The sequence below is a fragment of the Novimethylophilus kurashikiensis genome, assembly GCF_003112435.1.
Lineage (GTDB): Bacteria > Pseudomonadota > Gammaproteobacteria > Burkholderiales > Methylophilaceae > Novimethylophilus > Novimethylophilus kurashikiensis.
In genome coordinates, this window is sequence record NZ_BDOQ01000007.1 from 1 (window position 1) to 16,940 (window position 16,940).

Sequence of the window (16,940 nt, forward strand, 5' to 3'; positions counted from 1 at the left end):
ACCTCAATATTGAGGTTGTCGACGAATACGGAGATGAGGAAGAAGTGGAAGAATTGGACGAGAAGGAGGATTAGAAAGGGGCTTGACCTTTTCAATCTTTTTTGATATAATAAGCCTAATTCAAAAAAGGTAAAAATATGATTGCGCCCTTGCTATCGCTGTTAATTGTGGCGATGTCCCTGTTTTCGTCCTCAGTGGCTGCCGACACCACCATCGTCATTATGCGACATGCGGAAAAGCCTGCCGCTGGGCTTGGCCAGCTGACTTGCCAAGGCTTGCGGAGAGCGCTGGCGCTGCCGACTAAAATTCATACCACCTACGGCAAGCCATCCTTCTTATATGCTGCCAACCCCTCCATCAAGAAAGATGATAAGGGGATTCCATACAGCTATATTCGCCCCTTGGCCACCATCGAGCCTTTAGCAATTGCAGACGGCTTGCCGGTTGATATCGATTGGGGTATGCCTGAAATCGATGCTGTGGCGGACCATTTGATTACGGGTTCTGGCGTGCAGGTTGTAGCGTGGGAACATCACTGGGCGAGCAAGCTGGCATCGGCTATCGTCACCAAGGTGGGTGGGACCGCATCTATTCCTGGGTGGGCAGATGATGATTTCGATAGCCTATACGTTATTCGAGTCCACGGCGCTATTGCGCAATTTTCAAAAGAGGCGGAAGGGTTAAACGGCCTTCCCCAAGACTGTCCTAAATAAAGCAGAATCAAATGGCAAAAGAAATTGAACGTAAATTCCTCGTCAACGAGGTCCCTCTCGACCTGACGGCGCTGACATTGCACAGTATCCATCAAGGATACCTGCCCAAATCCTACGATGCCCCGGATGTTCTCGTCCACGTCCTAGCAGCAGAGGCTGTCGTCGTTGTACGAAAAGACTCCCATAGCTTCAAGTACGTCATTCCACGGGAGGATGCCTCCCAAATGGTTGAGCTGTTCTGCACGGGTGCCGGATTGGATGAATCCGGTATCTTCGGGCATTTCCGTAAGGGGCCAGATGCGCCTGCAACTCGATTTCGTGTGCAGGATGGCGTTGGCTACCTAACCATCAAGGGTAAGCCCCTGTCAGGCGGTATGACCCGTGATGAGTTTGAATATGAAATTCCGCTGGCTGATGCCCGATTGATTATTGGGTTGTTCTGCCAAGACCTCCAGGTCGCCAAGAGCCGCTACTGCGTCCCGCATGGTCCGTACGTCATCGAACTTGATGTGTTCCATGGGGCGCTTGAGGGGTTTGTGATGGCAGAGGTTGAGCTACCCTCAGAAGATGCGCCATTCGAGCCGCCAGCTTGGTTTGGGGTTGAGGTATCAAACGACCCGCAATACTCAAATATCAATTTGGCAAAAAGACAATCCGGCAAGTAAGACTTGCCGGATGGGAGTTAGTGCAAGGTTGTCCTGGTACGAAGCGCTAATTCCGTTTTGAGCGAACGATGGGCAATGAGAACGTCATAGGTGATGTTCTCATTTGCCATGATTTCAACCCAGAGCACATGTTCCAGGCGCTCTAGCTCATAACGGCTGGCATTCAAAATAGATGGGCGATTGCATGCACGCACCACATCTCTTACGGCGGGTGTTGCCATGATAATCCTTCCAAAGTATGTCCACGCTCAGTATAGAATTTGCTTGACATAATCAATGTTAAGTGATACATTCACCTCATGGCTTCCCTTCTCGAGCATATTCCATTCATTACTGAGGATTCCTCCGGGGGATATGCAATGCCTGCAGAGACAGCGCTATACATTCGCGAATATCTTGCTGGTTTTGGGGTTAGCCTTGACCGGTTAGGAAGCTACGACGCATTGGTCGAGGAGTTGCGGCGGTGCAACGCCAACGAATTTGAACGGGTAATTTCTCGTCCGGCGCCCAGGAATGGGCTCCGCTTTATCTGGAATCGCTTGAGAAAACTGGGAAGCAACTAATGAATATCCGCTATAGGCAGACAAACGACGACTTCTAGTGTTCAACACTAGGAGGATTTCATGCACATCGTAAAGCAGTATGAATCAGCAGTGACCTTGTTTGCGCAGGGTTCTGGTATATGGGTGTATCCGTCAAAGGCTGCTGCCCTTAAAGAACTTGGGTTTAGTTGGATTGCAAGAAACGTAGGCCCGGCATTCCGCGTATTTTCGCACGTGAGCTCCCTGTGGAATCCTGAGCTTGACCTGTATGCGCATCAGCCTGTTTATCGCACCTACGAGTATGTGATGCGGGATGATGCCGGGAAGCCTGTAACTGCGGCCGACTTTCAACATCTCATTATCCGGCGCAGCAAGAATTCCATTTGGCGGTTTAGGGCGCGGCAGCTTGAACGGTGGAATGGGCAAGGTTCAGTCCCTAATATTGGCCGGCATCGAGGCGGGCATAGTTATCGTGCAGTGCAAACCACCAATGAGCGTCGTCACGCCTTCGTGCTTGAAGACGGAGACCCGGGGCCGCGAGGTTCGCGTAATTTCAAGAACCTGCCAAACCGCTATGACGATTATTGCATAGCTGCTCGCGAGGACCGCAACTGGAAGCGATTCCGGAAGACCCAATGGAAGCAGAAGTAAACAAAGGCGCCGTAAGGCGCTTTTTGTTTGCCGGGATATATCATAAAATTGACATATACACATTTGTCTGATATAGTTAATGCTCACTATTAAAAATTAATCGCTGAGGAGTTTGATGAGCACCCCTTCACTAGGTGAGACCCTGTCTCCCATCCATCCACCACTTACCGTTGAAGCGGCTATTGAGTTGTTAACCAAGTTGAAATGGGCTGGCCATGGTAACGATACCATCTCAATTGCGTATGAGCCTGGCCATGCAACGATTGGCGCAACCCCCTCTGTGGCTGTCACTGGGTTTACAGTTGGGTTCGACTGGAATCATGGCAAGATTTTTGCGAACACGGAAACCAAGCTGGGTGTTGGCGGCCCGGTCCTGGAAAGCCTTCGTGCGCGCTATAACGCAATGTCTGAGGCCCTCTACAAAATAGGTGCTATTGCAAACGACGGACGGGCTCCCGATGAGCGCCTGGCAGCCATCAAAAGTGTTTGCGGCAAGAAGGTAAAGGGCTAGCTGATATGGGAGCATTTTTCAGTGGCCTGTCCAAATGGATGGGCAATGATGGGAAATGGCATTTGCAGAACTTTTCCATAATGGTACTGATGTCTTTTTTGATGGCTGCGCTCACTGCTGTGGTAATGGAGTTGTCCTTCATTTTAGGTCGAATCCTGATTCTTACCGCCCCCGCTCAATTCCCCACGGCCCTTGTTAAGAGTGTGGCCGCCAGCACGTGGACAGTTTATGACCTCAAGGAGTCATGGGTTGGGACCTGTACTGTGTATGGGTTCTCAATTGTTGTCGGTCTTGTCACAGTGACTTGTTTTGGCATGTTTGTAGCCTCTGTTGTGGAGCTTGGTAAGGACAAATCTTGAGATTGGAGTTCGTATGAGTGATAAGGCTAAAAAGGCAGTTGGCAGTGTTACAAGCGTTGTTCTGCCGAACCATGTGATTCAAATCAAATTACGGCACAGTACTGAAATTGTGGCGGCCACGGGCGCTAATCTTCTGGTGATGGTTAAGAACATAGTTGCCAAGAGTGAGTATTACTCGGGGGTACGTGATAAGGTCCTGACACCTGAAAATGGATTCCGGAATGAACTCCGTTCCCATCAATGGCTATGGCGTGCCCTTAAGGAGGTTCTTACGCATCCGCGTGACGGCTCTCCGACCAAGTACTTGAGTATGGTCTATAACGGGAAGCTACCTGAGCCGGCATCAGTCGATATTCAAGAGGCATGGGTGTCTGAATTGCTGACCTGGCTGGTATTTAATGCCAGCGAGAAATGTGCAGGGGACATCGCACCACAGAAGTTAATTATGTCGGCGTCTGAGACGCGATATGCAGATGAAAAACTGCTTGAGCTCAGCAAAAAAGTCTTTCTCGCGCTGAGCTTCCTGGAACCGGCGCGGCAACGTGTAGGTACTTCAATTGAATTTGCCTCAACTGAGGATATGGATTGGGGCGACGAATACAAGGTCTTGGTGACGGACCGCTGGTACGAAGAGTCGTTGAAGGATGAAAGGAGGCAATACAGCATCCTGTCCCGGTATATCCAATTCCTCAATAACACCAACAACGGTGGTTTCGAGTTGTTCGAAGTTGATAAGGATGCGTCTGATATCGAGTTCGATGTATAACCATCATGGCTAAAAGAAACGCTAATCAACTTGAAGCCCAGCTCATTTCCCTCGCTGGCACGTTTATCTATCTCAAGAAAATTAGAGCTGTCCTGGACCGGAAGCCCTTGATACCGCGCCACATGGAAGGCGTCATGGCCAGTGTGAAGCAAGAGCTGGGTACCCTGGATACGTCTTTCGACGGTGTAGAAGAGGCTACTCGAGTGGTAAGTGAAAACCTCTTGCTGGACTGGCTACATGGCTTAGGCATGTCCATAGGCGGTTCACTCACTTGTCGCGTAGGTGGGGTGGGGATTGAGGTGAGCGGCAGGATTGAATCCCTGTCCTTGTTCCCAGAGCTCATGGAAGGTAATTGGCGTGCGGTGGAGGTTTTGCTGGTACCGGCCAGCGTCATGCAATGGGGCGAGTCGACCAACCTTGATAAAATTGAGAAAGCCTCATCCGACACAAAGAGACTCTTTCAATCCAGAGCGCATGTGGTGAATGGCCGGGCTGAAACGGCGGTAGCCGTGCGCGTGCCAATCCAAGAGCTTCAGCGAGAGCGGCTTTCCCGCAGAACAGAGTCCATCCAGATATCTTAGGAGACGTACAATGCGACTGATACTCATAGCCCTAGCGGCTGCTTTTGTCAGTGGATGCAGCCAGCTGCCTGCCATTTTCCACAAGCCATCTTCGGCGCCAGCACCTAAGGCTGCAGAAGTGAAACCGGTTTCGGCCCCCATGGTGGTTTTATCAGCCGGCCAGACGGTCAGCCTTGGGGTCGAAACTCTGGCTATCTGGGGAGAAGACCCATGTCAGCCTGGATATTCTGGACACGACAAGCTCGAATGCATCGTCATCACAGGGAAATCCAAGGTCCGCGTGCACTTCATTCGAAATGGCATGCTCACGGTCGAAGACTGGTCGGTTATTCAGGTTGGGAGTAAATACAAACTGGTAACAGGGGATGGGATTGCTGCGCGCGAAGTGTTCGAATAACAAAACATAGACGCAAAAAAGGCCTGCAATGCAGGCCTTTTTAATTGGTGAGGCTTAGTCTTTCTGCTCGCCACCCAAGGCTTCAGTGATGGCGTAGAGCAGGTTTGTATATTCCCCGGTCATAAGGGCAAATTCAGCATTGAACATGTCCTCAGCATTATCGGCATCCTGTCCGACGTCGTCACCGATGTCGAGGACGACGAGCTTCTTCAGTTCCTGCCTTTCAGTGAGTTCGAATGACACGCGGTCCTTGTAGGTCAATGCCAGTCTAGTAGGTCGCTTGCCTTGACGCAGGTGGTCGCGAACATCCTGGCCATCCAGGGAGTGACGGACATAACGAACAGCTGCCTTTTCTTCGGCTGGAGACTTCAATTCACAGTCGCGGTCGATGGTGAAATTGAGGGGAGCCTCACCAGCGGAAAGCCAATCGGTCATGGCGGCGCCAGGGGCGAGCTCGGTTGACCAACGGCGAACCGGAAACTCATCCAGCGCCTTGCCCAAAAGCTCGAGCACGTGGTCAGACTTGGCGCCGACGCTTGCCTCGATGACGAGCCAGCCATCCGTGGGGTTGAGCCATACGCGAGTCGTCGAGTTGCTGAGGAATGCTTTAGGCAGCAGCTCCATGCGAACGGCTTCCTTCAATTCTTTCATCTGCTTGCGACCAGGTGCATGCCCTTGTTGGTCAGTGACCTCTCGTACACGCTCAGCAAGGGCATCCTTAACCACAGCGCCGGGCAATAAACGTTTCTGCTCCTGAACTGTAATGAGGTACTGGCCCCCAACAGCATGCACTAGCGGCTCATGTGGAAGGCCGCGGGGTTGCGTAAAGCCTTTTGAGGTTTCCTGCTGGCTTGTGCAGGGTTGGAATTGGAATTTGCTCAGCTTTTCATTGAGCTCGTCAGCACTCATGTGCCAGCCTTCGCCCAAGCGAAATGCCAATGCGGCTTTGAACATCACTTTCGATTTTGCCATGGTCAATCCTTTGAATTAGTGGTGAAAGGTAATCTCACGTTTCGATTAACAGTATACCGCGAAAAAGGCATTATTGCTATTTTATGGTATACTTAAAACATAATATGATTCCCAACAGCTATATTTATGACCCTTCTGCAGCCGCCGCAAAGGCCGTTCAGCTCGCGCGTAAGGGAAAGAGCATGCCTATGGAGGATGGTCCTGTAGGTGACTTGCTGCGTGATGCCCTGGTAGAAGGGTTGGCCGACTGGGTTAAAGCTAAAACAGGCTATGTCTATCTAGCAAGTAATCCAGGAACGACTAACCTTTATAAAATTGGGCAAACGAGAAGCTCGCTCGAGCAGAGGATGAGGTCCTTGAATGGCGCTGGAGTCTTAGTTCCTTGGCAGGCTGTCATGGCCTGGCAGGTGTATGATGCGCCTGGCTTAGAGGCGAGAATACATGCGGCTTGTGCTGACCTTCGGATTAAAGGCGAATTGTTCCAGGCCCCATGGCGTGAGCTGGTAAGTCGAATTGAACGGGCACTGCAGGAGGATAGGCAGCACCTTACGGATGTGCTTTCGCCCTACGACTTGTCTGGCTCCCTATTTTCGGTAAATCCTGTCGAACAGCTTTTGCATTAATTCCCCCTGACGCAGCACTCAGGGTTGAGGCATATACTAAGTGCCGGCATAGCTAGTTAGATTGTTAACTGTCAACCCATGTCATTGCATTCACGTTAACAATTTGGCTGCCTGCTTCAGGCAACCTCAAATCATAAAAAGGATGTTGTATGAAAAAATTGCTGTCCCTCCTCGCACTTGCTCTCATTTCTACCAGTGTGTTTGCCGCAGAACCGGCGGCTGCCGGAGCAAAGGCGGGTGTGACTACTGAAGTGGCTAAGCCCGCAGACCTCAAGCCTGTTAAGCCTGAAGTAGTCAAAGTGCCTGCTGTTAAGGTAAAGGCTAAAAAGGTGTCTGCGGCAAAGGCTGAGAGTGCTGGTGTGCCCAGCGCAAAAGCAGTCCAACCCAAATAACACGTCTAAACCATAAGGGCCATGGGTAATTCCATGGCCTTTACCTTTAAAATGGCCTTGCCATATAGTCTTTATTGTGATATAGTGCAACCACACTGTAATTCTTCAAAACAATATTAAGGAAATATTATGCGTAAAGGTTTGATTGGTATCACCATGGCTTTCGCTTTCACCGCGCATGCGTATGCGGGTGACGCAAATCCTGTCGATATGGCGCACCAGGTTGGATTTACGGGGTGTGATAATCTCATCACTGATACTTTCGAGTTTGCGCTGAAGGCGAATAACCGGCGCGTTGGTACCAAGTTTTTCGATGAGTCCAAAAAAACCAATCTCACCATCATTGCTTCCTTCGGCGACCCGGGTGATATCGTCACGACTACCGCCAGCTTTCATAAGTCCGCCGGCAAATGCATTGTTCAGCGCGAAGATATTCTCGCTGAGAAGGGTGTCTGCTCTGATATGTTGATGCGTGATAAGTACTTCAAGTTCAAGGACGAAATTGGCGGCGTCGTTATCGCTGAAAATGCAGGGGGTGTCGAAAAGCGATTGATGCAGGTTGAAGACGTTTGTCTTCAAGCGTACTACCGCGGTAATTCGATGCCGCTCCAACACTAAGCCTTACATTGTAGAAAAAGCCGCAAAATGCGGCTTTTTTTATTTCTGGTGGACGCACCAGTCCTCGTTCAAATTGACGTTTTATATATTGATTGGTATACTAATATATTCAATGAATACCGTGAGCTATACCTGCCTGTAGGGCAAATTTTTTCACGGAGGGTATATGAAATCAATCACTGGCAATTTAATTAAACTAGCCAAAGCGGGACATTTCGATGTCATCGTTCATGGCTGCAATTGTTTTTGCACAATGGGTAAGGGGATTGCTAAATCCATTAAGGATGAGTTTCCCTTGGCTTATGAGGCGGACTGCCAGACGAAGTATGGCGACCGCAATAAGCTGGGCACCTTTACGCAAGCTTTTATCGCGGAACGTCCTTTTGCCTTCACGGTCGTCAACGCATATACGCAGTTCGACTACCGAGGGGCAAATAACGCTGACTATGCTGCAATCAGGAAGGCGTTTCGAGCAATCAAGGGAAGCTTTCCTAATGCTCGAATTGGCTACCCAATGATTGGCGCTGGATTGGCGCAAGGCGACTGGTCAGTCATTTCCGGCATTATTGATGAAGAACTTGCTGGGGAAGACCATACCTTGGTCGTCTTCGACGGCGCGCCTGTCCGGAGGGGTTATGGCCGATAAGATGTTTTATGCCGGTATCGGCTCTCGTGAGACGCCGGCGCATGTTATGCGCTTGATGGTGTCCCTCGCGCGAGTTCTGGCTGGCTTTGGCTATGTCTTGAGGTCAGGTGCTGCAGATGGGGCTGATTCGGCCTTTGAAGCCGGTTGTGAGGCTGCGCAGGGGGAATCTGAAATCTGGTTGCCTTGGCGAGGATTCAATAACCACGCTGATACAGGTTTTTACCCCTCTGCGGAGCACGAAAGCATCGCGGCTACCGCGCATCCTGCATGGGAAAAGTTGTCTCGTGGACCTCGTGCACTGCACAGCAGAAATGTTGGGCAAGTGCTGGGCGCCGACTGCAAAACTCCCGTCAAGTTCGTTCTGTGCTGGACCGCGGATGGGTGTGAGCATGAATCGACACGCACATCTTCGACCGGTGGGACAGCGACAGCTATCGTTATCGCCAGCCGTATGGCCCTGCCGGTGGTTAACCTGGCCAACCCGAAAGCTCTGGAGCTCCTCGAGGAATTCCTTGGTTTGGATTTAAGGGTGGCTATTACAGAACTTACCGACGCAGACGCTCTTCGAGCTGAGTTGGCCTGTTCTCCAGGCATCAACATCTATAGCGGTGAAAAGGGTCTTGGCGGCGCATTGACGAACATGTCAGAGCGTGCGCGAGATAAGGGCTGCATCCGTCACAGTTATCCTGTGACGATTAATGGCCTGACCTATCCAGACTCCGAGGCTGCATACCAGGCCTTAAAACGGCCCGGGGATGCGCAGTACAACGATGGTTTGATGGTCGATATCATCTGCCTCAAGTTTCTGCAAAATCCGAAGCTGCAGGCACTGGTCACCCAGCGTGGCGGCGTCTCCTGGTTGGCACGCTGTAGCCATATAACGGGAGCGAAATCTCCGGGATTCCAATCCTGGGAGGGGCAGGGAATCAATTCCCGCTTCATTCGCAACCTGATTCATGGCTATCAGAAGTCGTTGACCAATGAAGGTCCTGAAACACGAGTGGTTCACGTCAAGGAAGCGCCGTATGACGTCTATATCGGTCGTGCCAATGGCAGCCTGGAAGAATCAATCTGGGCTAACCCTTGGGTGATTGGTAAAGACGGTACGCGTGACGATGTATTGCGCAAGTACTACCAACATGCGAGTACGAATCGAAAGCTTATGAGCAAAATTCATGAGCTGAGATTCAAGACGCTGGCTTGCTGGTGTAACTCTCGTGCGGAACCCGATACCCAATGCCATGGGCACATTCTGGCGGCTTTAGCAGATGGCCGTCCATGGTCCCTGCCTGAGCCTGCTCAAAAAAGCTTGTTTTAATAATCGAGGAATAACATGCGTAAATTCATTTCATTTGAAGGTATCGACGGCGCGGGCAAGAGTAGTCACATCCCCTGGATGGCCGACCTTTTGCGTGGCGCAGGCAAGTCGGTGGTTGTGAGCCGTGAGCCTGGCGGTACCCCACTTGGCGAGCGTTTGCGTGCCATGTTGTTGGGTGAGCCCATGTCGATTGATACAGAGTTGCTGTTGATGACGGCGGCGCGTGCTGAGCACCTGGCGCAGGTCATCCAGCCGGCGCTCGACCGCGGGGATATCGTTCTATGCGACCGCTTCCACGACAGCTCCTACGCGTTTCAGGGTGGCGGCCGGGGTATCAGCCTCGACCGACTGGAATCGCTGGATAAGTGGTGCGGCGGCGCACGTCCAGACCTGACCTTCCTATTTGATGTGCCCACGGCGGAGGCCCAGCGGCGCATGGATGGAAGTCGGGACCAAAAGGACCGGTTTGAGACTGAGGCAGAAGGCTTTCATGCTGCGGTACGCCGCGTGTATCTGGAGCGTGCGGCAGCAGAGCCTGGTCGTGTGGTCGTTATCGATTCCACCCAGGCCATTGATGCTATCCGCGCTGAGCTCTCGGGTCATGTTCAAAAACTTGTTTTAGGGGAGTAATTCTATGAGAAGTATTTTGGGTTTGACCGGGCTGCGTGGCTCGGGCAAGGATACGGTGGCTAAGATGTTGCTGGCCAACGGGTGGAAGCGCTTGTCGTTCGGAGACGCGATTTATATCGAAGTCTCCGAAGCGTATGGCGTGTCTATCGATTTCTTGCAGAACCGGGACACCAAAGAGCTGCCGCTCGAGCGTATGGCGCTGAAGTATTGCACCAACCTCGAGTTCGTGGATGTTTTCCTGGCAGATGCTGGCTATAAGAAGTCGCTTCGCCGGGCGCTAAACGAGGACAAGGTGCTTGCTCGGCCTGGTATGCGTCGCCGACTAAAGAAAGCGCTTTCGAAGCCGCTTTCACCTCGCAAGGTCCTGCAGATTTGGGGGACCGAGTATCGGCGCGTGGTGTACCGCGACGACTACTGGCGCGAGCAAGTGCGCCTGGCCATCGTTGCGGAGCCTAATACCAACTTCGTGATTACCGACGTTCGATATCCGGATGAAGGGGAAATGTTGCGAAATATGGGCGCATCAATCGCTAGGGTATCGCGACCAGGGTTGGGTGGTGCCGATGACCCGGGGCTGCAGCATCAATCGGAAACGATGATGCTGAATTACCCGGTCGATACCACCTTCATCAATGAGGAGGGTGCGCAAGGCCTCGCCAAGCTGGAAGCCGTGGTACATAATACGTTGCTGCCAACGCTCGCGAAAGCGGCTTGACGGGCGACTCACTCAACGCCTATAGGGATTTATCCCTGTAGGCGTTTTCTATTGCAACTTGCGCTAATAGCCATATTTATGTATACTAAATTCAGTACCGAAAGCACCGCGCATCAAGTCAGAATTGCCATTTAGCGCGGAAGTGGCCTGGCTTGCTGCGTTTGATTAACCTTCAATGCAGGCCCATTATGCACCACGCTATTCTTTATTCGCCAGCCGCCCAAGGACTACCAAACATTTCTTGGCATGCTGCACAAGCACCAGCGCACAAACCAGAAGCAGGAACCCTGCAAGTATTCCTTGCTGACGGCAGCACATTCTTTCTCGATGCAAAAAAAGTCCTCATCCAAGCTGCCGAAAAGGTGGCAATACAAGGCATCTCGCCTGCGCAGCACCTGGAACATCAAATCATTCCAGCCGTAAAACTGGAACCAGGCCTTCTCCTCACTATTACGAGGCAAATGGCCTGGCAGGATGTCCTTGCAATGGCGCATGGCCAATCCTGGCGCACTCCCATAGCGGTAACCGGCCCATCACTGTGGAGAACAGCTCAGGTATCCATGGCGCGCAGCCCAAGCCTCCACTAAAGTAAGTTAACATTTTCAGCAGAAACTACTTGACAATATGCTAACTTTTAGGTATTATACTAACCATGGATTGCAGCAAAGGTTCGCTGCTCAAGTTTCTGCTGTTGTTTCCTCCGCGGTCCTAGCAAGACCATCCTGGCGGTAGAGTTTCGGCTCCCACTAGGCTCAGCCCGGTGCTTATTCGTAAGCTCCGGGCTTTTTTTATTATATTTTCAATCCGTACCATGCTGGTTTGACGTCTGTGAGCTATACGCTAGTACAGCTACCTTATAGGCTGGATAACTGAGAGGAAATATCATGCCTGATTTCGTTGATTTGGAAGATTTCGCTTTTGCTCTGGAACAAAATGGTCAAGGCGGCGAAATGCTTAGCTTCGAACCCAGCGAGGAAGAATAACACATAACTTCTTACTAGCCCTCTGATGCTTCAGGGGGCTTTTTGCATTCTATGCTATACTTTTCCGCAGGAACATAATCTATTAACAGTCATTGTCTACTGGGTCACCCCCGGTGGGCATCACTTTTATTTGAGGAAACATATCATGGAAAAGAAAGTAGCTCAGCCTGAAACTCCCGATTGGTACTCGCTCCTGGATGAAGCTATCAAGGAGCCTGGTCAATTGGCAGCAGCACACAAGTTCTTCCACAAGTACAGCCTGGTCAATCGCTGGTTAGCCTCCAGTCAACTGCGCCATATGGGGCTCCCGCTTACGCCTATCAACACCTATGGTACGCGTGACAAGGAATCCGGCGAAGGTAAGTCTGGCTGGCTGGCCCTCAAGCGCCAGGTGAAGAAGGGTGAGACCGCAAGCATCGCGCTTATCATGCCGGTGCCGGTTAAACGTACGGTCGAAAAGGAGGATGGAACGGAAGAGCGCGTCGTTGCGTTCAATCGCTTCATCCTGCGCAAGCAGTGGTTCCACATGGGGCAAACCGAAGGCGATGAAGTTGTCGTCGAGGCAAGCGCCGGGGATTGGCTGATGTCGTCTGCACTGGATTTCCTGGAAGTGACCGAGGTCCCTTTCACGTTCACCAGTGTAACTGACACCCGTCTTGGCTTTGCGGAAGGCAGGACCATTGCGGTATCACCACTCGAAACCAATCCGACCTACGGTCGCATTCGCCAATTGGCACGTGTCGTTCTGGGTCACACTGCCGAGACGCTCGGCAAGAATGTCCCAGAAGATGCCGCCATGCAGCAGGTTGAGGCGGAGACTACGGCTTACCTGGTTGGTGCGACGTTAGGCTTCTCTGGTCTCGAAACCACGCGTGCCGAGCTCCAGGCTGCCCTGGAAGGCAAACGTATTCCGGATAAGTTGGCTCAGCATGCATTCGCTGCAGCAGACCGAATCCTGAACGCGGGGCTGTGCTAATCATGAAGGGAACACTCTTCATTGTGCCGGCACTCACCGACCAGGCAGGGCAATGCACTATTGTGGGCTATCCCGGAAGGGATTACCCCGGTAAGAGCGCGCTCAATAGCTACCGCACCTTTCCGCATCTTTGGAAGGATGTTGGCCTCATGAACTCCAGTGGAAAGTTGGTTTGCCTCGACGCGCAGTATGGCGCTTGTGGCGGAGCTGACGAACTGCGTGCGTGTGAGCCTTTAATGGCCGGGCTGGAGTTTGATGTTGACCTCGCTGACCCGGATGGAGGACTGGAATGAAAGCCATTGTTCTGGTCCACCGAGACGGCGGTCGTCATCTCGCCTTTGTTAAAGACAGCAAGTTCGATACGCAAGCCTGGGCAAGTTCGCCATCCAGGAAGGCGTCGTTCAATTTGCTGGGCATCGTCAAGGTCGAGGAGCACTACCATTGAAGGCGCTGGCTTGGGTCATCGCAGTGGTGATGGTAACCCTTGAGTGGCTGACACCTAAGTGGCTCTGGCTGAAGTTCTGGCTATGGGTCGCCCGAAGGAAAGGATGGTAATCATGATTCTCTTTGTTTGCAGCCAGGGAAAAATCCGCAGCCGTACCGCGGAGGTCATTGCAGTCATGGGCGGCGTTCATGCCCGTAGCTGTGGAACCGATAAAGACGCCTTGGCGCCTATCACCAACGCATTATTGCGTGCGGCCGACACCATCATTTGCATGGAGCAGTCGCATGTAAAAGAGGTGAAGGAGTACATGGGGGCCGAAGGTAAAAACATCGTTTCCCTTGGCATCGAGGATGTCTGGAACCCGTTTGACCCGATGCTCATCGAGCGTTTGATTTTGTTCGTTCGACACCGGCTCGGGGATGACGTACTCTCATCGAGAATGCAACTTGGTCACCAGCGCATGCTGGCTGCCGGTATCGACTTCTTCGATGGCGGCGTTATTTCAGGGGCAAGCGAACTCGCTTTATTTCACTAGACTGCATCATCTCAACCGCTCGGCTTCCCGGGCGGTTTTTCATTGCCAGAAGCCGTCAAATAAGAAAACCCAGTCCGAAGACTGGGTTTAAGAGATTAGGTTAAGTTTATGCTATAACCTGTTGTTATGTATCAGAAAATCAACTCACAAACTCCGCCTGCGCAAGCTGCGCCTGCGAGGTTTCCGGTGTCCACAAATTCCTTTTGACCCAGCTCTGTCGAGAAATCGACTTCCTCAATCGTGCGCTGGATACGGACCCACTTATGCAAGTTGTAGACATCCTTGACGCAGAACGACGCTTTCTGAGTATTGCCATCGAAGAAATTCTGAGCGAACTTCTCAAAACGGCGGACCCAGTCACGACGCAGCAGGTCACGCGCTTCATCGGTCAGCTTCAGGCCAAAGCCCATAGCCGTATCCGTTGCTTGCCACAGGTTGTTGTCGAAGGCGTGGAGGCCATCAACAATCAAGCCGGAGGCGAACATGGAGGCGTCACCGTACATCTGCAGGATTTCCTCGGCCGTGTGAACTTCCGTGAACGGAGCTTGGGCGTAGGCCTTGTCACCGCTAGCGGCGAGCAAGCTCACGCCGGCGAACCATTGGCGGTTGTCATACAGGTACTGTTCCACAGCAGCCCAATCATCCACGGTAATGGTGTTGGAGATGTTGTGACGCAGATGCTTGTCTACGCAGAGCTCGACGTTGGTGCCGTTCTCAACCCAATGCATCTGGGCCTTTTTCACGTATTCAAGCTGCTTGACGCCCAGCAGGTCCTTCTTCGTAATCGAACCTTCCTTCGTTTCCACGGGGAAGGCGACCACAAAGTCAGTGCCATTGGTCGACCACACACTGTTTTCAACCATGTCCGGATTGCGGTCCTTAATCAGGCGGCCGGCATCGGACTCCATATTGACTTGCACGTGACGGAAGTACCGTGCACTGTGCTCGCCATGGATGCCGGATGCGGTGCCCAACAGGACAGATGCGTTACCAGACGGCTTTGCGCAGGTGGTACGAGCAGCCGGGTTGATGCCCAACAGCTTAGCCACCACACGGTTGGTCTCCTTCACGATTTCAGCACCCTTTTTCAGGATACGTTCGTCGAACAGGATAGCAGGATTATTCATCCAGCCCGTGATGGAAACACCCAGCAGCGCTTCACGTTCCGTAATCTGACGCGATGCGTCAGACAGGTACTTGAAGTTGGTGTAACCAGCTTGCAGGGTACCCAGGATTGCACCGGCACGGCAGGCCTTGTAGAAGGCTTCTTCCGAATCGCACTTGCCACCATTGATTTCCGTCAGGTTGCAGAACTGGAAGCCAGTTTCGCCAGACTCAGCAATGGGGCGCATGCCGATTTCCACGCATGGGTTATAAGCGAAGTCCAGGTCTTCAGTGAAGATAAACCCAGGTTCACCGAAATCACGGACCGAAGTCATGATTTCTGCCCACTTCTCACGCGTGAGCTTGGAACGCTCCACCATAACCGAGTTGTTGCTACGGCCACGTTGCGGATTATCCACGAACCAGTTGCCGGTCTTGGCCTTCAACATGTCTTCATCATCGATGGAGAACATGGCGATGGTTGCAGAGCGACGAACACCACCAGACAGAACCGCATCCGCGAGGTGCATCACGATGTCATAGACATCAATGGTGCGCAGGCGGGTTTCGCCACCAGCCAGACGGCGCTCGATGAGCTCCTCGACCTTCTGCAGCGAAGCACGCAGGCCATCAGGACCAGGGGCCTTGAAACCACCGGCAATGAAGGCGCCTTTCGGACGAATCTGGGTGTAGTCGAAGTGCACGGTATGGCCATGGAACTCACGGAACTCACCACCATCAGTGAAGTAGGAGGCGAGCAGAACTCCAGCTGCATCAGCCCAACCTTCGATACTGTCGGCGATGACATGAACCTTCACATCGCTGATAGAACGGAAAGCGATTTCCGGGAGCTTGGCCACGTGATGCTTTTGCACACTGAAACCAACACCGCAGCCGCACAGCAGCAGATACAGCGTTTCCTGAAAGAACCGGACACGGTCTGCATAGCTGACGCTGCAGTTGTACATCTTGGCTTCGTGCTTCAGCAGCGAGCTTTGCTTCATCTCGCCATTCACGACGGTAGCGGGGCCACCGAACTGGAATGACCGCTGAGAACCGAGTACACGACGAGACTTGTAGGCTTGCGCCGCTTCGTCCATCAGGTCCTTCAGCTCCGGCGTCATGCGGTCAGCATACTTCTCAGCATGCATGGCCATGACACGGTCGACAGCTTCCGACATCGTTTCACGACGGACTAAACCGTCTTCGTGAATTTCCTGCGTGTAGTCGCACATTTTGAATGCGGACATCATCGCCTTACCGATTGCGGACTTGGTTGCATTAACTTGCATAATTTGTTTCCCTTTATAAGTAAATAAAAATATGAACCTTTGAGTAGTTGTATAGCGCCTAAGGCGCAATAGTGCTAAGCGCAGGTCCATATCGAAATGAATGCCCCAAGGGATGGGGCAATGGGTTAAACCCTGAACAGCTTCAGCTGTTCTTTTGGTGTGAGTTTTTCAACTCTGGATAGCAGCTTCCCGGCTTCCTTCGGGGAGAGCCGTGAAATTGCCTCTGCCCATCTTGATTGAATGACGGCGGCAATTGAAGTGCGGTCACCATCTCGAGCAACCGCTCCTGGTCGGATTGGATAGGGGCTAGTTCACGTTCATGCACCCATACAAATGCCCAGGGGAAACGCTTACCCTGCCAAAGAGCACCCTGGCTAACAACACGAATAGGCCGGGGGCTTGAATGCTTAACAACCTTATGCATAACAACTCCTGTAGACGTACCTGTCCCTAGGTGGGAAGGCTTCATTTGGGTGTTGTTGGTTGTTAACTCATAGCTATTGAAG

The 16,940-nt window shown here is 52.1% G+C and carries 23 protein-coding genes; 20 read left to right on the forward strand and 3 right to left on the reverse strand.

What is annotated here, in order from left to right; genetic code table 11:
* Positions 1-137: 137 nt before the first annotated feature.
* Positions 138-713, forward strand: a complete 576-nt coding sequence (locus NMK_RS08970; RefSeq protein WP_227871440.1) for a hypothetical protein — start codon at positions 138-140, stop codon at positions 711-713.
* 11 nt (positions 714-724) lie between these two features.
* A complete protein-coding gene (locus NMK_RS08975) occupies positions 725-1,378 on the forward strand; it encodes a CYTH domain-containing protein (RefSeq protein WP_109015448.1) in 654 nt (217 codons plus the stop codon).
* A gap of 17 nt (positions 1,379-1,395) precedes the next feature.
* On the opposite strand, the gene NMK_RS18265 is transcribed toward NMK_RS08975, so the two are convergent.
* Complete coding sequence (locus NMK_RS18265; protein WP_146187150.1) at positions 1,396-1,599, reverse strand: hypothetical protein; 204 nt, start codon at positions 1,597-1,599, stop codon at positions 1,396-1,398.
* A 402-nt stretch (positions 1,600-2,001) separates the two neighbouring features.
* On the opposite strand from NMK_RS18265, the gene NMK_RS08980 reads away from it, so the two are divergent.
* The 6 genes from NMK_RS08980 (at position 2,002) to NMK_RS09005 (ending at position 5,185) form a co-directional block, all read left to right on the forward strand.
* Positions 2,002-2,571 (forward strand): hypothetical protein, encoded by a 570-nt coding sequence (locus NMK_RS08980; RefSeq protein ID WP_109015449.1) that lies wholly within the window; start codon positions 2,002-2,004, stop codon positions 2,569-2,571.
* A 115-nt stretch (positions 2,572-2,686) separates the two neighbouring features.
* On the forward strand, positions 2,687-3,082 hold the full coding sequence (locus NMK_RS08985; RefSeq protein WP_109015450.1) for a hypothetical protein: 396 nt from the start codon (positions 2,687-2,689) through the stop codon (positions 3,080-3,082).
* 5 nt (positions 3,083-3,087) lie between these two features.
* Complete coding sequence (locus tag NMK_RS08990; RefSeq protein ID WP_109015451.1) at positions 3,088-3,441, forward strand: hypothetical protein; 354 nt, start codon at positions 3,088-3,090, stop codon at positions 3,439-3,441.
* A gap of 13 nt (positions 3,442-3,454) precedes the next feature.
* Complete coding sequence (locus NMK_RS08995; protein ID WP_109015452.1) at positions 3,455-4,207, forward strand: hypothetical protein; 753 nt, start codon at positions 3,455-3,457, stop codon at positions 4,205-4,207.
* Positions 4,208-4,212: 5 nt separating this feature from the next.
* Complete coding sequence (locus NMK_RS09000) at positions 4,213-4,788, forward strand: hypothetical protein (RefSeq protein ID WP_109015453.1); 576 nt, start codon at positions 4,213-4,215, stop codon at positions 4,786-4,788.
* Between the two features lie 10 nt (positions 4,789-4,798).
* Positions 4,799-5,185: a hypothetical protein gene (locus NMK_RS09005; protein ID WP_109015454.1), complete on the forward strand. Its 387-nt coding sequence runs from the start codon at positions 4,799-4,801 to the stop codon at positions 5,183-5,185.
* Positions 5,186-5,239: 54 nt separating this feature from the next.
* Here the strand turns inward: NMK_RS09005 and NMK_RS09010 are convergent, their stop codons facing one another.
* Complete coding sequence (locus NMK_RS09010; protein ID WP_227871441.1) at positions 5,240-6,157, reverse strand: recombination-associated protein RdgC; 918 nt, start codon at positions 6,155-6,157, stop codon at positions 5,240-5,242.
* 104 nt (positions 6,158-6,261) lie between these two features.
* Here NMK_RS09010 and NMK_RS09015 point away from each other — a divergent pair, with 104 nt between their 5' ends.
* From NMK_RS09015 to NMK_RS09065, 12 genes are all read left to right on the forward strand, one after another.
* Positions 6,262-6,780 (forward strand): GIY-YIG nuclease family protein, encoded by a 519-nt coding sequence (locus NMK_RS09015; RefSeq protein ID WP_181376214.1) that lies wholly within the window; start codon positions 6,262-6,264, stop codon positions 6,778-6,780.
* A gap of 149 nt (positions 6,781-6,929) precedes the next feature.
* Positions 6,930-7,172 (forward strand): hypothetical protein, encoded by a 243-nt coding sequence (locus NMK_RS09020; protein WP_109015456.1) that lies wholly within the window; start codon positions 6,930-6,932, stop codon positions 7,170-7,172.
* A 129-nt stretch (positions 7,173-7,301) separates the two neighbouring features.
* A complete protein-coding gene (locus NMK_RS09025; protein ID WP_109015457.1) occupies positions 7,302-7,790 on the forward strand; it encodes a hypothetical protein in 489 nt (162 codons plus the stop codon).
* A 166-nt stretch (positions 7,791-7,956) separates the two neighbouring features.
* A complete protein-coding gene (locus tag NMK_RS09030; RefSeq protein WP_109015458.1) occupies positions 7,957-8,436 on the forward strand; it encodes a macro domain-containing protein in 480 nt (159 codons plus the stop codon).
* Complete coding sequence (locus tag NMK_RS18445) at positions 8,426-9,754, forward strand: DUF4326 domain-containing protein (RefSeq protein WP_181376215.1); 1,329 nt, start codon at positions 8,426-8,428, stop codon at positions 9,752-9,754. The genes NMK_RS09030 and NMK_RS18445 overlap by 11 nt, the downstream gene beginning before the upstream one ends.
* A 15-nt stretch (positions 9,755-9,769) precedes the next feature.
* Positions 9,770-10,384 (forward strand): dTMP kinase, encoded by a 615-nt coding sequence (gene tmk / locus NMK_RS09040; RefSeq protein WP_109015459.1) that lies wholly within the window; start codon positions 9,770-9,772, stop codon positions 10,382-10,384.
* 4 nt (positions 10,385-10,388) lie between these two features.
* Positions 10,389-11,099 (forward strand): deoxynucleotide monophosphate kinase family protein, encoded by a 711-nt coding sequence (locus NMK_RS09045; protein WP_146187151.1) that lies wholly within the window; start codon positions 10,389-10,391, stop codon positions 11,097-11,099.
* A 152-nt stretch (positions 11,100-11,251) separates the two neighbouring features.
* Positions 11,252-11,686, forward strand: a complete 435-nt coding sequence (locus NMK_RS18270; RefSeq protein WP_146187152.1) for a hypothetical protein — start codon at positions 11,252-11,254, stop codon at positions 11,684-11,686.
* A 541-nt stretch (positions 11,687-12,227) separates the two neighbouring features.
* Positions 12,228-13,058 (forward strand): hypothetical protein, encoded by an 831-nt coding sequence (locus tag NMK_RS09055; protein ID WP_109015462.1) that lies wholly within the window; start codon positions 12,228-12,230, stop codon positions 13,056-13,058.
* A gap of 2 nt (positions 13,059-13,060) precedes the next feature.
* Positions 13,061-13,351 (forward strand): hypothetical protein, encoded by a 291-nt coding sequence (locus tag NMK_RS09060; RefSeq protein ID WP_109015463.1) that lies wholly within the window; start codon positions 13,061-13,063, stop codon positions 13,349-13,351.
* Positions 13,348-13,503 (forward strand): hypothetical protein, encoded by a 156-nt coding sequence (locus tag NMK_RS18450; protein WP_181376216.1) that lies wholly within the window; start codon positions 13,348-13,350, stop codon positions 13,501-13,503. The genes NMK_RS09060 and NMK_RS18450 overlap by 4 nt, the downstream gene beginning before the upstream one ends.
* A gap of 112 nt (positions 13,504-13,615) precedes the next feature.
* Positions 13,616-14,038 (forward strand): hypothetical protein, encoded by a 423-nt coding sequence (locus NMK_RS09065; RefSeq protein ID WP_146187153.1) that lies wholly within the window; start codon positions 13,616-13,618, stop codon positions 14,036-14,038.
* 131 nt (positions 14,039-14,169) lie between these two features.
* On the opposite strand, the gene NMK_RS09070 is transcribed toward NMK_RS09065, so the two are convergent.
* The gene (locus NMK_RS09070) at positions 14,170-16,434 is read right to left on the reverse strand and encodes a glycyl radical enzyme family protein (protein ID WP_109015465.1); all 2,265 of its coding nucleotides are present in this window, start codon (positions 16,432-16,434) and stop codon (positions 14,170-14,172) included.
* Between the last annotated feature and the right edge of the window lie 506 nt (positions 16,435-16,940).